The following is a 13537-nucleotide window of genomic DNA, read 5'->3' as shown; positions in this document are numbered from 1 at the left end:
TGGTCAGTTCTGCCAAGTCGGCACTTCGATCGACTTGGCTGATGCTGACAGTGCTCGCAAGCAGTTCGGAATTGCGCAGAGCACAACACTGCTGTCCGTTCGCGCCGGAATCCTCCTTACACGCAGAAATGGAGACCTTCCTGATCTCTCTGTTAGCGTGTTATTTAGCCGAATCGGCAGATCAGGAATTACGTATGCCCGCAATAATGACGCCAATTTTGCAGCGCGCCTTTCGCAATACATTGGAGCTGAAGCTCCGCCGGAGCCGAGGCGATATGCTTCAGTTGTTCTTGGCAGCCGTTATGACGAAAGTGTGGAAAGATAACTTCATCCCCGCGAGCGCCCATTACTCTCAAGGGGATCTGAAATGCGACGGACTTCTCCAAGATCCTCTAACAGTATTCGCTTGCTACGGGCCCACGAACGGTGGCGATGGCCAAAGCTCTGGCTCGATTGCTAACGCGGTGGCCAAAGTGGCGGAGGATTTTTTTGGCGCGATTCAGAACTGGCCGGCACTAAAGGAGTGGATTTTCGTTTCCAACTATGTGACGGGGACGCCGCCTCAGATCACCGCAAAGATATTAGAGCTCGCGGGCGCTCATCCAAATCGCGTCTTGAAGCAGTTCGGACTTGAACAGTTTCGTCTCGCGATCTTCTCGTTAAGCCTCGACGATATCGAGGAACTACTTGGAGACGACGCGACTGACGAGGACTTTAGACAATTGCAGCTCCCAGAAGTACAAATGGTCATAAATGATGTAATGCAGCGGGTTCATGGGAGCGGGTTGAACGACGATCAGCCCGTTATTGTGCCCGCGGCTAAACTCGATTTCAATAACTTACCCGCGATCTATCAGGACCGCATCCGGCTGGGTTTCCAAAACGCTGGTAGAGTGGGCGAATATCTCCTCGATCACCCTGACCCGACGCTTGATGGAAAAATTGCGAGCGTCTTTGCAGGCAAGTACGTCGAGTTGAAGATGCAAGGCCTCCAGCCCGATGAAATTATGGACTGTCTCTATGAATTCACGCTCGGAGGCCAACAGAATTCGACACCGCGTGAAGTTGCCGTTTGGAGTTTGCTGGCCCATCTGTTTGAGAAATGTACTATCTTCGAGGACCATCCGGTTGAAGAAGCGAAAGCCCTATGATCCTTCCGGGAAAACACATCAAACAGGACCGGGCGCTGATTGCTGTCGGCGGGGATATTCTTTCGGTGCTTGACCGCGCGATGACGGTTTCTTCCATTTGGAGAAAGGTCCAAGTCATGCGAGCAACCCGTGAGGATGCCTCGCCTGTATCTTTTGATTGGTTTATTCTTGCGTTGACACTTTTATATGCCATCTCGGCCCTCGATCGCGACGGCGATCTCATCACGCCGGTTCGAGGTTCAGCATGATTTTCTCCATCACCAGCTCAATTCCCACCTTCAAATCACTTCGATTCGAGGAGGGACTAAATATCCTTTTGGCAGACGTTACTCCAAAATCTACCGACAAGCAGACTCGCAATAGCGCTGGCAAGACCAGCATGATCGAGATTATCCATTTCTTGCTGGGAGCTGACGCAGATAAAAATTCGCTGTTCAAGAAAAAGGAAATCGTCGCTCACTCGTTCAGTGGTGAATTTGCGATCGAAGGCAGTCGCATCAAGGTAACTCGGAGCGGGAACGACGAGAAAAAGATCCTTATAAGTAAGGACCATGCAAATTCGATTGGCCTGGCAATCAAGCGAGATGATGACACCGGTTTGGAATACGTAACGGTAGATGATTGGAAGGACTGTCTTGGCCAAGCATGGTTCAAAATCCCGACCCCTCGCAAAGGTACGGAATTCGAAGGGAGCTTTACGCCCTCGTTCCGGTCCGCGATAAGCTACCTTATCCGTCGGCGCAAATCTGGTGGTTACTCAAATATCCAGAAGCAAAACGACAATCAGCAGCCTTGGGACTGGCAAGTCAATCTCTCTTATCTTTTGGGATTTGATTGGAAGATCCCGCGAGAGATCCAGGATCTTCGTGCGCGTAAGAAAAGCCTTTCGACCTTGAGGCAGGCGATTAAGGCGGGAGAACTTGGTAATATCTTCGGCACCTCAGGAGAGATCCGGCCAGAGCTCGTAAGGACAGAAGCGCGCATTGCCCAGTTAAAATCCCGTATCGACAAGTTCCGCGTGTTGGAGAGCTACCGTGAGATGGCCGATGAGGTATCTCGGATCAAAAATCGAATGACAGAGATAGCGGCGGAGCTCGCTCTGATCAAAGAAACGATCGTATACCTCGCAAGTTCAATCCAAGAGGAAAAGCCCCCCGCTTACGCCGCCGTGGAAATGCTCTATGCCGAGGCCGGGGTTCAATTGCCCGGCGTAGCGTTGCGCCGCTTCGACGAAGTCCGCGAATTCCAACAGTCGGTCGTTTCCAATCGGCGCGGTTATCTTGAAGCCGAGATCGAAGCAGCGAGAGTCACCCAACAGACGCTCGAATCCGAATTGGCTTCTGCGGACATCCGAAAATCCGAAATACTTCTTGTCCTCGATGGCAAAGGCGCGTTCGAAGATCTTATGGCGATGCACGAAGAGTTCGCGACAAACTCAAATCGCGCCGACGCGCTCCGTACTAAGCTGCAGAATGCAAACATACTCGAAAATAAGATCGCTCAGACGAAGCGCGATAGTGCTGACTTGGAAATAATGCTCCAAGAGGACCATAAGCGCAGCGAGAACGTCATCAAGTATGCCACCGTAAAAGTAGATCAAGCGATTGCAGAACTGTACGACGATCGCACCGGCAACTTGGTAGTAACGCCTTCAAAGAACGGGCCGCAAATCGATATTGTAATCCAGGGCGGAGGGAATAAGGGCGGTATCGATTTGATGAAGATTTTTTGTTTCGATACCATGCTTTATGAAGCTGTCTCTGACAGGCTGGGCGGGCCTGGCTTTTTGGTTCACGATAGCCATCTGTTCGATGGAGTTGATGCTCGCCAAGTGCGAGGGGCTATCATTTTCGGCGCCAAGACCGCTGCAGCTCATGCGGGTCAATACATTATTGCAATGAACAGTGACGAGCTTTCAGCGAGTGGTGTCGCTAATGAAACAGTCGTCGTGAACGCCATCCTTCCTGTCCGGTTGACGGACCACGAGACTGGCGGATTATTCGGATTTCGCTTCGACTAACTACGAGCTTACGCATTGTGTCTATGACCGCGAGACGCTCAAATTCGACTGGGCACAAGAGCCGACGTCGTTGGGTCCCGAGCCTTGAATGCCCCCGGCCAACGAGAAAAGAGGCCTTACCACACAACGAGCAAACGCGGCCGGGCCAGAAGTTGCACTATCCCCGTGCGAGTGGGGATTAGCGATGCTTGAGTACCGCGCCATCATTCGTCCAGCAATAACGTTTGTCCGCCGTCGGCGAGCAACGGATACCGAACCAACATGCCGACACTGCGAAATCTGGGATGCCCCGAGTTGGTTAGGCTCTGCCTGAATATCGCTCTACAGCGGTCAACGTCTGAGTGAACAGATCTACATCCCGTCTGTACACGAAATCGAAGCTGAGGCGACGTTTTTCGTCGAGCTTTGGAAGCAATCTCGAACCTAAACCTGCTACGATTTACGAACCCATGCATCTTCGACCTACTCGCCTCATCGGAGGTTGAACAATGGCATCTCCTAAATCGAAGAAGGGCATTCGTCGCGGCGCGGGCCGGACGGCTGCCGCACCGGAAATGAGCTTGCAGACAGCGTTGGCCGAGGCAAGTGAACGCGGTCGGTTGCGTGCCGCCGAGATTCTGGACGGCGAGGGCATGCAAAGTGCGGATGCGTTCGCAAAGATGCTCGGCACGACTCGGGTGACGGTGAACACGAAGCGTCAGAGCGGCCAGATCTTGGGATTAAAGGGCGGGAAGAGGGGCTATCGCTTCCCGGTCTGGCAGCTCAATGCCGAAGGCAAACCCTATGCCGAGCTGGCGGTGCTACATAAGCGGTTGGGCGGCCTCTGGGCAGTCTATCGCTTTCTCGTACAGCGGCATGGTGAGCTCGGAGGGCTGACGGGGCGCGAGGCTCTGGAGCGCGGAAAGGTCAGGGCCGTTCTTGAGGTAGCTGAAAGCGTCGGAAGAGATTTCAGTTGAGCAACGATATGAGGTCGATAGTTTTGACTGCGCTCAAGAGCGTCTGCCTTAAGAAAGCTTCAGGCCACGCTTGACGACCTTCGCGCAGCCCTCCGCAAGCGGAGCCTTGCACGATAGTCACCGAAATCAACGCCGTCAGTTAAGTAAAATGGAGATGAATTGCGAAGTCGGACCATCTCTCTATCGCGACTGACGAGTTTTACTGCAAGTTCTTCCACTGGGAGTGCAAGGAGCGCCTCCCACTCTTTCACAAACCGCCATCCCTCGAATTGCTCCGCTCGACGAGCGTGGGCATCTTTAGCCTTTTGAACCAGATATGGATCATGGCGAAGTTTCCGCACAATTAGCCGATGCATCATCAGCTTTGCGGCGTCACCGACCGTTCCTTCGTTTAGCCCATCCCTCATCTGAGCTACCTGGCCACTCCGTCGTACCGATGGACGAGTTTACTGTGAAGCGAACCGACCAAGGCCGAGCTTCATATTCAAATCGAAGCAATCAGTCGCTTCCCTCTCGAATCGTCTCAGCCTCCAACGAACCTTCAGGAAGCGGCCGCAACAAGTCGGCTTGTGGCTTGGTGAGATAGATCCAATGCGCCCAATCTTCCGGCTTCAGCACCACCACCTGCCTATTGTGGTAAGGCTCGACGTCCGGACTTGGCTCTGTTGTGAGCATGGTAAAAGCCTGCGCGCCGTTTTTGCTCTCTCGCCAGATACCCGCAATCGCCAAAAAGGGAGCCCCATTGAGCGTGAAACGGTGCTTGGCCTTAGGATATTTCTTTCCCGTGAACTCAAAGAACGCCGATGCCGGTATCAGACATCTATTCGACTTCTCGAAGTTTCGTCCCTCGCTTCGGAAATTAAAAACCGGCCCGCCGCGAGAACCGGACGGCGGAAAGCTGAAGTTCATCGGGACAAGCTCCATGCCATTGCCGGCGGCGCGCATCACAGGCCCACTATCGTTGATCTTGATGTCGTCGGCTACCGGTAGATCAAGCTCAGTCTGCTGCGTTGGAATGCCAAGCTCCAATGCTTGCATCATGTCGCAGTACTGCTTCCAGCGAATATGCTGCTCGTAGATGGGGTGATTGCGGTCGCTCCCAGGTCTTGGTCTGCTTCGCGCAATCGGAGCCGGGAAAAGGGGAGTCGACGCTATGAAATACTACGCTGGATTGGATGTGTCTTTGGCAGAAACCGCCATCTGCATTTTGGACGAAGACGGCATTATTGTTCGGGAGGGGACGGCGATTTCGGATCCCAATGATATCGCCGATTGGCTGCAGCAACTTGGCATAGCACTGGCCAGAGTCGGCTTGGAGGCGGGCACGACTGCAGCCTGGCTCTACAACGGGCTCAAGCAACGGGGCCTACCCGCCATCTGCATTGATCCGCGTCGGCTGAGAGCAATGACCAAAACAATGCCGGTCAAGAACGATCGAAATGACGCCCGTGCAATCGCCGGCTGCATGCGTGTAGGCTGGTACTCGATTGTTCATGTGAAGAGCGAGGCGAGCCAGGAAATGCGCATGCTGCTTGCCAATCGGCGGACCCTGCAGACAAAGCAGATAGACATCGAAAACGAGATTCGAGGAACATTGCGCGTCTTCGGGATAAAACTTAGCGGGCGCATAACCTCGGGGCCGTTTGAAAAACGCGTCCTCGATCTGATCGAAACTCTACCACGTCTTGGCGCAATGGTTCGGCCGATGCTCATTGCGCGTACCGTGCTTCGGCAGCAATGTGCCGTCCTTCACAAGATGATGCTGGACATGGTTCGACAGGACGACACGTGTCGTCGACTCATGACCATTCCGGGCGTGGGCGCCATCACAGCGATCACCTATCTCACCACCATCGATGATCCGGTTAGATTCGAGCGATCACGGGATGTCGGCGCGCATCTCGGGTTGACGCCGAAAAAGTATGCGTCCGGAGAGACGGATCGAAACAGCGGCATCTCCAAATGCGGTGACGTGGCTATGCGGAGCGTGCTGTATCAGGCAGGGTTGGCGCTTCTCACGCGGTCGACCAAGCATTCCAGTATCAGAGCGTGGGGTCTCGCCCTGGCAAAACGGCGGGGGCTACGGCGTGCCATCATCGCTGTTGCCCGGAAACTAGCAATCGTCATGCATCGGATTTGGATGGATGGGACCAAGTATCGTTGGGACGCCAAACCCGCGGTTGCATAAGTCAAAAGCGAGCTGAGCTATCTTGGAATCTGCCGCTGGCAGGTTGATGTCCCGCAAGGACCGGGTTGAAGTGACTGCGCTGTAACGATTGTGCTCCAGTACGCCTTCGTAGATAGCAGCCTTCGATCATCGGACCACCATCTTGAGGCGATCTGTGCATCGACCTCGTAGACAAGAACGAGCCTCGCGGGCTTCATCTGGCAGGGGTGTAGGGGTGCAGATGGCAAAGGAAGGTTGCGGTGATGATCGCAATCAGACAGGTCATGGCTTAGGCAACGCTTGAAGAGGCTTGAGAGGAGAAATCAGGCGCGCACGGAGTATCGTTCGAAAGGCGTGATGATCTGAGTAAACAAGTCCACATCTCGTCGATAGATGTGTTCGCTGAGGTAGCGGACTTCGTCCGCTTCGAGCGCTTCATCAATATCGACGTACCAGCCCTTTGGACGCCCTTCGTCACCAGAACTCCAACGATATCCGCGCTTTTTGAGTTCGTCCTTGAGATCGAACGGAGAGTGCTCGGCCCAGATCCGGACGGTTCTCATTCGCGCATGGTCTAGCAGTATCGATAGCGCCGTTTCCCGACGGATGGCAATTCAGAACCCAAAGACAGGTCTCGGGCAGACCGCGTCACTGAGCACGCGAGGGTCGTCTACGCGCCGAACCCCACGCTGTTGCTCGGCTGCATCGATATAGTTGCGATCCTTCGTACTCGCTGAGTTCGTAGCGTCTGATTCGAGGCGCCGGTTTCGGAGCTTCAATTTCATGGCGGCATAAGGGATATTGCCGGCTCCCGGTGGCTCGGCCCCGCCGCGAATGACGCATGTCGGACGTTGGGAATGCCCGCTTGCAGGCACTTGTCCACTGCAAGCGTCGCAGGCGAGCTGCCGGGCGTCAGTCGCGCGATATGGACAGCCCCGCAAGAAGCGGAGCGTACGCGGCGAGCCTGCGGGACACGAACTCCGCGAAGAGCCGCACGCGCTTCGTCTTGCGTGTTTCCCCCTGTGTGAGAAGCCAGACTGTTCCGTACATGTGCAGGTCGGTGCCCGGCACCCTCACCAGCAGCGGGTCGGCATCGCCGACGAAGCACGGCAGTGTCGTGATTCCGAGCCCTTGCCGTACAGCAACGATCTGCGTCCCGGCGTCACTGGTTCTGAATGGAACCCCGGTGGTACGAACCTCACCCTCGCTGGCCCAATCCGGAATTCCATGAATGCTGATGACGATCCAGCGAATGGGATCAGGCGCGCCTGCACGCCACTCGGCCAGTCGATCGCGGGACATGTAGACGCCGCCGAACAGCTCCGGTCCCTTCAGGCCGTGAAGATTGAGCGGCAGGGTTTTGCGGTCGTAGACGACGCGGATCGCCAGGTCGGCCTCCCGGTTGGTCAGATTTGCCAGCTCGCCGAACGACAGGATTTCCATCTCGATGTCCGGATGCAGACGCGCGAAATCCGCGAAGTCCGGCATGAGCAGGTGTGTCGCGAGCGGCGGCGCCAGCGTCACCCGCAGACGCCCGCGCACGCTCTGGTCGCGCCCGAAGACTCGCGTCTCCAACTGGTGCGAGGACGCTTCCATCTGGTCCGCGAACTCGAGGACCTCCTCGCCTGCAGCCGTCAGGCGGTAGCCCGAAGGCAGCTTTTCGAACATGTGCGCCCCGAGGCGTTCCTCGAGCTGGGCGATGCGTCGCAGCACTGTCGCGTGGTTCACACTGAGGCGCTCGGCGGCAGCCCGCACCGAGCCTCCGCGCGCGACGGCAAGAAAGAAGCGAACGTCATCCCAGTCGATCATGGTGCAATCTCGCACCGCGCGGTGCGCCTTCCAAAGCCCAATCTACGCCACCTATAGCAGTATCGACGGTCATCTTAGCCTTCGCCGACTAAGCAATGTCCAATTCCGAAGCGGCGGACCGCGATTAACAACGTCCGGCCGGATCGATTTCACACCACCGATGTGCGCGCTTCCGCACTCAACGCCCGGCGTCCGCGGATCTATGTCGAGGTTCTCGGGGGCAGATGCTGTTCCGACGCCACGACAGGAGAAGTTATGGGAAAGCTTGAGGGTAAGGTTGCAGTCATCACGGGCGGCGCTACCGGCATCGGCCGCGCCGCAGCAAAGCGCTTCATCAATGAAGGCGCGTTCGTCTTCATCTTCGGCCGCAGACAGGAAGCCCTCGACGCGGCTGTGGCCGACCTCGGGCCGAATGCGCGCGCGGTGAAGGGATCGGTCTCCGATTTGGCCGACCTCGACCGCCTCTACGCGGCGGTGAAGGCCGAGCGCGGGTCCCTCGACATCGTCTTCGCCAATGCCGGGGCGGGAAGCCAGCTTCGGCTCGGCGAGATCACAGCCGCACACGTTGACGAAACCTTCGATACCAACGTGAAGGGTACGATCTTCACGGTCCAGAAGGCGCTGCCGCTGATGGACCAGGGCGGTTCGATCATCCTGACTGGATCGAGCGCCGGCACCACGGGCGCCCCGGCAATGAGCGCCTACAGCGCGAGCAAGGCGGCAGTGCGCAACCTCGCACGGACCTGGGCGGAGGACCTGAAGGGCAGCGGCATCCGGGTAAACGTGCTGTCGCCCGGGGCGACAGCGACCGAACTCGCGAAAGAAGCGCTCGGCGAGGAGGGTCAGAAGATCTTCGCCTCGATGACTCCGCTCCAGCGCATGGCCGATCCGGCGGAGATCGGGGCTGTGGCCGCCTTTCTCGCGTCGTCGGACAGCAGCTTCATGACCGCCAGCGAAGTCGCCGTCGACGGCGGCCTAGCGCAACTCTGACCCCGGCGCGGTCCCGTGCCTGGCCCACATAACGAAAGATAAAAGATCATGAAAAAACTGGAAGATAAGGTCGCAGTCATCACGGGCGGAAGCAGTGGGATTGGGTTGGCCACAGCCAAGCGCTTTGTGGAAGAAGGTGCGCACGTCGTGATCACCGGGCGACGAGAGAAAGAGCTGAAGGAGGCCGCAGCCTTCATCAAGAGAAACGTTACGACGGTCGTGAGCGACGTGGCGCGCTTGGAAGATCTGGACCGGCTTTATGCTGTCGTGAAAGAGAAACATGGTCACTTCGACATTCTCTTCGCAAACGCCGGCGCGGGGACGATCGCACCGCTCGCGGTAGCTACTGAGGCCCATTTTGACCAGACCTTCGATGTGAACGTGAAGGGGCTGTTCTTTACGGTGCAGAAGGCCCTTCCCCTCTTGAAAGACGGCGGTTCGATTGTCCTGAGCTCATCCGTCTCGAATGTGTTGGGGCTGCCAGGGTTTAGCGCTTACGCCGCGAGTAAAGCGGCTGTGCGCAACTTCTCGCGCGCTTGGACGCTGGAGCTTAAAGACCGCAAAATCCGCGTCAATACGATGAGCCCCGGACCAACCGAGACCCCTGCCTTGGAGACAACAACGGGCCTTACCCCTGAGCAAGCCGAGCATGCGGCCGGCCAATTTGCTTCACAGATCCCAATGGGTCGCAGGGGTACGCCAGAGGAAATCGCGGCTGCTGTCACGTTCCTCGCCTCCGACGAAAGTTCGTTCATCACCGGCATTGATCTCGCCGTCGATGGAGGGATGGCGCAGGTCTGACACCGACATTCACACAACATCAGAGAAACATCATGAGCTACGCAATTATCGGCTTCGGCAATATCGGCCGGGCCCTGGCGAAAGCGTTTGCCCGCAATGGCATCGAAGTATCAGTTGCAACCACGCGCGACCCGGAAAGCTTTGCATCCGCCGCGGCCGCGATCGGACCCACGATCATTCCCAAAAAACTGGCGGAAGCGGCCAAGGCGGACATCGTCTTTTTGGCCGTCCGCTTCGAGTCGCACCAGGATGTCGCGAAGGCGCTGCCTACCTGGCAGGGGAAGACGATCGTTGATGTGACCAATGCCTACGGCGTGTCCCCCGAGAAACTGGGTGGACAACCTTCGTCCAAGGCCGTCGCGCTGGCCTTTGCGGGCGGTCGACTGGTCAAGGGCTTCAATCATTTGGCCGCTGCCGTCTTGGACCAAGATCCGGCCGTACACGGCGGCAGAAGAGTCGTGTTCCTGGCGAGCGACGATGACGACGCCGCAGCGGAAATTGGTGGACTTGCGGAAGATCTCGGCTTCGCGCCGATCAAACTTGGCGGGCTTTCGGAAGGTGGGCTGCTAGTCCAGGCGCGCGGAAATAGCTGGGGTCAACTGATCTTCAAGGACCTGGTCAAGTTCGACCGATGAACTCACGGCGTCCCCACGGGCAGGGACGCGACGCACGCGATCGGATCAAGCGCGATCCGATTGCGATAGACGGTGGATCGCCCCCTTCACAAGCCGCGCGTTGTCGGCACGCTCCTTTTTTTACGCAGCTGCAGGCTATGAATCCTCCCCGCTGCGGGATGTCAGCAGCGAAATCATTTCACTGCTCAATCCTCCGCACCTCTCCGTCATTAGCGCCGTGACGATTTAGTCGAATTCAAGAGCTTGGCAGTATCGAGATGTTTTTTAAGCACCTCGATTTGAGCTTTGGCGTAGTTCCCGCCGCGTCATCGCTCTTGGAAGCCCTCTTATATTCCGCGATGTCTTTCTCATGGTCCGCGACCATGTGCTTTGCGAACTGGCTATCGAAGCGCGCGCCCGACAACTTTGACATCTTCTCGAAGTCCGATTTTTGCTTTTTGCTGGGGCTATCGGGTGGAGTGACGTCCATCGACTTAGCCGCATCGAGCGCTTTTTGGTTCGCTGCCGAATGGTCGTAATTCAGCATTTGGCCGAACTGCTTGACGTCTTCTCTAGCGCCATTCTGTTGCGCAAGCTTTCCCATTTCGATTTCGGCAAAGTTGCCTTGAATGGCCTTTTTCAAAAAGGTGCTACTTTGATTCTCGCCTGCGTAAACGGGCGAGGTGAACACCATTGCAACAATCGTGAGCGATGCGAGCTTCATGGCGAACCTCACTGAGTGATCCGACTATTGCCGCACCAACTTCATACTTATTGGCTAGTTCCGCCGAAGAGGAGCCTGACAATGGGGCTGTCGAATTGGAGTTCGCTCACGAGGCTATTTGCGTGACCTGAGAGCTTTTGTTTGGGAAATACGGCAACGAACATGAGTGTCAACGAAGAGTCGAAGGGATACTCGATCCTCTGGAACATGCGCAGATCCTTTCAGGTTAATGGCACACATCCAACCTATGGAGCGGGTCTAATGAAGAGATTGATGCTAGTCGCCGCTTGCGGCGTGCTTTTAGCGACCTCCGCTTTCGCGCAGTCATCGGGTATGACCCAACGAGAAAAAGAAGAGATGGCTCGAAGAAATCCTATTCCTGGTAACACGAACGCCGGCGGCAGTTCGACTGTCGCTCCGTCCACAGTGACGCGTGGGGCATCCAGCACCACAGGCGCTGCCGGCGGCGGCGCCGGAGGAGGTGCCGGCGGCGGCGCTGGAGGAGGTGCTGGTGGAGGCGCGGGCGGCGGAGGTGGTGGCCGATAACGCTTTATTCAGCTCAACTGAAAGCCTGCGGCGGATCGGTCCGCAGGCTTTTTTTCGCTGTAATTACCGCCAAACCAACCCGCTCGGCTTTTGTTCTTCCTGCGATCGCCGCTTGCGCTTCATGATTCGGTCGTCGGGGAACGGTGCACCCAACTGCTTAGCCCGCGCCTTTACGCTAACGATTGAACGCTTAAATGCGACCGCGGCGCGCACAGCCGAAACCCCTCTCTTGGACATTTCTATCAATCTGCGTTCGTCTTCAGGCATCCAAGTTCGGTTCGTTACATGCTTCATGCGGCGGCACGGGCTTTTGGCGTTATCAAGCAACATGTCTGAGCGTTTCATGACCCTCTCTCGCCAAACGAATATTGTCGACCTGTGGCGATGCCAGCTTTTTCGATTTTAGCGAGCAGATCTAGCCGAGAAGCCCTTTGCAGCAGCTCGTTCCGGGCCTGGCCTGACGGCAAAGTATCTGCTTCTTCGCGAAGTCGACGGGCCTCGTAGCGTAGGTATTCAGGATGTTTCGATCCAATCCGTTTCTCCATTTCTCCCTCCTCTTAAGGCAACGTCGTCAGGAGAGCGTGAGAAGTGTTCTTCCGTTCAAGCGGCGAAATCACTTCCGATGCTATACCGGCGCGCGTTTTTCTTCGGAGACAGAGCCGCGCGTGTGCTCCTTGAGCGTTCCCGAGCCTGTTGAGTGCGCTTTCGTTGTCGCCATGCCTCCACTTCCTGTTGGAGCTTGGTGGCCCAGCGGCGTTCGATACTGTCGATGATGTGTTGCGGGAGATGCATGTCTGATTCTCCCTACGCTGCCATTGCCCGAGACGTTGAGCGGAGGCGTTGGGCTTTACCGCCTGGCGGGACTCGCGGACCACCGTCCAGCTCGCAAAGAGCTTCAAGGATGTCGTCGATGGTCACGGGGGCGCTCAATTCGGGTGGAGCTCTGAGCGCAGGACATGACGCAACTGCTGCTGCATCTGACGCCCACGAGGCCAAAATGGCGCGCTTCTCGCTGTGCGTTAGATCAGCGCTGTCAACGACATCGCGTGGATGCCGAAATACCTTGCCTGGGTAAAGCAGTGCATGGAAATCGAAGACGTTGTCTTCTGCGATTTTGGTAGGGCTATGTCCGCCTACAGGTGCGGTCGTCGGCCGCATGGGAACCTCCATTGTTGACGAGTGAGCGGGGGCTGCCGCGGGATTCCGCGGCAGCCTGATTAACTAAGCTGCCTTAGCTCCGAAGTGGTCGAGCTTCTTTGGCGAGCCGCCATTGATTGCAATCTGCTTGGGTTTCATCGCTTCCGGCACCTCTCGTGCCAGTTCGACAACCAAGAGACCGTCCTCAAACCGCGCCGATTTCACCTCGACATGGTCTGCGAGCGTAAACTGGCGCTTGAAGGGGCGGGTCGAAATCCCTCGGAAGAGATAAATCCTATCGGCTTCTCTTTCAGGCTTGCGACCTTCCAGCGTGAGCACATTCTGCTCGGCAGTCAGCGAGATCTCATCAGGGCTGAACCCGGCCAGCGCCACTGAGATCTGGAAACGGTTTTCGTCCAGACGTTCGATATTGTAATGGGGGTAATTGTCTTCCGATGCCCGTTGAACCTCATCGAAGACATCGAACAGACGGTCAAATCCGATGGTCGACCGCCATAGGGGGCTCCAATCATACCTCATAGCCAAATCCTCCTTAGAGCAAGATGGGTACGAGCCGGCACCGGACACCCGCCGGCGTCCGTCTCTGGCTGGGCCCTGATCG

14 protein-coding genes and 1 pseudogene are annotated in these 13537 nt (G+C 56.7%); 9 read left to right on the top strand and 6 right to left on the bottom strand.

The genetic code is table 11. The features are described from left to right. The first annotated feature begins 41 nt into the window (after positions 1–41). The 4 genes and pseudogenes from ACP0KA_RS09315 to ACP0KA_RS09300 form a co-directional block, all read left to right on the top strand. Positions 42–1151: an ABC-three component system protein gene (locus ACP0KA_RS09315; RefSeq protein WP_424628521.1), complete on the top strand. Its 1110-nt coding sequence runs from the start codon at positions 42–44 to the stop codon at positions 1149–1151. Further along, positions 1148–1399 (top strand): ABC-three component system middle component 6, encoded by a 252-nt coding sequence (locus ACP0KA_RS09310; protein ID WP_424628520.1) that lies wholly within the window; start codon positions 1148–1150, stop codon positions 1397–1399. The genes ACP0KA_RS09315 and ACP0KA_RS09310 overlap by 4 nt, the downstream gene beginning before the upstream one ends. Then, positions 1396–3171: an ABC-three component system protein gene (locus ACP0KA_RS09305; RefSeq protein ID WP_424628519.1), complete on the top strand. Its 1776-nt coding sequence runs from the start codon at positions 1396–1398 to the stop codon at positions 3169–3171. Before ACP0KA_RS09310 ends, ACP0KA_RS09305 begins: the two co-directional genes overlap by 4 nt. Positions 3172–3719: 548 nt before the next feature. Continuing rightward, positions 3720–4127, top strand: a pseudogene (locus ACP0KA_RS09300) (XRE family transcriptional regulator); the annotation flags it as partial. A gap of 498 nt (positions 4128–4625) precedes the next feature. Here ACP0KA_RS09300 and ACP0KA_RS09295 read toward each other — a convergent pair. After that, positions 4626–5165, bottom strand: a complete 540-nt coding sequence (locus ACP0KA_RS09295; protein WP_424631534.1) for an SOS response-associated peptidase family protein — start codon at positions 5163–5165, stop codon at positions 4626–4628. Between the two features lie 115 nt (positions 5166–5280). On the opposite strand from ACP0KA_RS09295, the gene ACP0KA_RS09290 reads away from it, so the two are divergent. Beyond that, a complete protein-coding gene (locus tag ACP0KA_RS09290) occupies positions 5281–6315 on the top strand; it encodes an IS110 family transposase (protein ID WP_424628518.1) in 1035 nt (344 codons plus the stop codon). Positions 6316–6617: 302 nt separating this feature from the next. Here ACP0KA_RS09290 and ACP0KA_RS09285 read toward each other — a convergent pair whose 3' ends face one another. Both ACP0KA_RS09285 and ACP0KA_RS09280 read right to left on the bottom strand, forming a co-directional pair. After that, entirely contained in the window at positions 6618–6857 is a 240-nt protein-coding gene (locus ACP0KA_RS09285) for a hypothetical protein (RefSeq protein WP_424628517.1), read from the bottom strand. Positions 6858–7206: 349 nt separating this feature from the next. Further along, positions 7207–8103 (bottom strand): LysR family transcriptional regulator, encoded by an 897-nt coding sequence (locus tag ACP0KA_RS09280; protein WP_424628516.1) that lies wholly within the window; start codon positions 8101–8103, stop codon positions 7207–7209. A 255-nt stretch (positions 8104–8358) separates the two neighbouring features. Here ACP0KA_RS09280 and ACP0KA_RS09275 point away from each other — a divergent pair, with 255 nt between their 5' ends. From ACP0KA_RS09275 to ACP0KA_RS09265, 3 genes are read left to right on the top strand one after another with little or no spacing between them, the layout of a single operon-like run. Continuing rightward, a complete protein-coding gene (locus tag ACP0KA_RS09275) occupies positions 8359–9093 on the top strand; it encodes an SDR family NAD(P)-dependent oxidoreductase (protein WP_424628515.1) in 735 nt (244 codons plus the stop codon). Positions 9094–9141: 48 nt separating this feature from the next. After that, complete coding sequence (locus ACP0KA_RS09270; protein ID WP_424628514.1) at positions 9142–9894, top strand: SDR family NAD(P)-dependent oxidoreductase; 753 nt, start codon at positions 9142–9144, stop codon at positions 9892–9894. Between the two features lie 32 nt (positions 9895–9926). Next, complete coding sequence (locus ACP0KA_RS09265; protein WP_424628513.1) at positions 9927–10529, top strand: NADPH-dependent F420 reductase; 603 nt, start codon at positions 9927–9929, stop codon at positions 10527–10529. Between the two features lie 235 nt (positions 10530–10764). Here the strand turns inward: ACP0KA_RS09265 and ACP0KA_RS09260 are convergent, their stop codons facing one another. After that, complete coding sequence (locus tag ACP0KA_RS09260) at positions 10765–11232, bottom strand: DUF4142 domain-containing protein (protein WP_424628512.1); 468 nt, start codon at positions 11230–11232, stop codon at positions 10765–10767. A 433-nt stretch (positions 11233–11665) separates the two neighbouring features. Here ACP0KA_RS09260 and ACP0KA_RS09255 point away from each other — a divergent pair, with 433 nt between their 5' ends. Then, complete coding sequence (locus ACP0KA_RS09255) at positions 11666–12184, top strand: hypothetical protein (RefSeq protein ID WP_424628511.1); 519 nt, start codon at positions 11666–11668, stop codon at positions 12182–12184. Positions 12185–12582: 398 nt separating this feature from the next. On the opposite strand, the gene ACP0KA_RS09250 is transcribed toward ACP0KA_RS09255, so the two are convergent. Beyond that, positions 12583–12936: a hypothetical protein gene (locus ACP0KA_RS09250; protein WP_424628510.1), complete on the bottom strand. Its 354-nt coding sequence runs from the start codon at positions 12934–12936 to the stop codon at positions 12583–12585. Positions 12937–12999: 63 nt separating this feature from the next. Next, positions 13000–13455, bottom strand: coding sequence for an Hsp20 family protein (locus tag ACP0KA_RS09245; protein WP_424628509.1), 456 nt, complete (start codon positions 13453–13455; stop codon positions 13000–13002). Between the last annotated feature and the right edge of the window lie 82 nt (positions 13456–13537).

Source organism: Bradyrhizobium sp. SYSU BS000235 (genome assembly GCF_049747295.1).
Classification (GTDB): Bacteria; Pseudomonadota; Alphaproteobacteria; order Rhizobiales; family Xanthobacteraceae; genus Afipia.
Note: the sequence above shows the minus strand (reverse complement) of the source record. Positions and strands in the feature narration are given on the sequence as shown.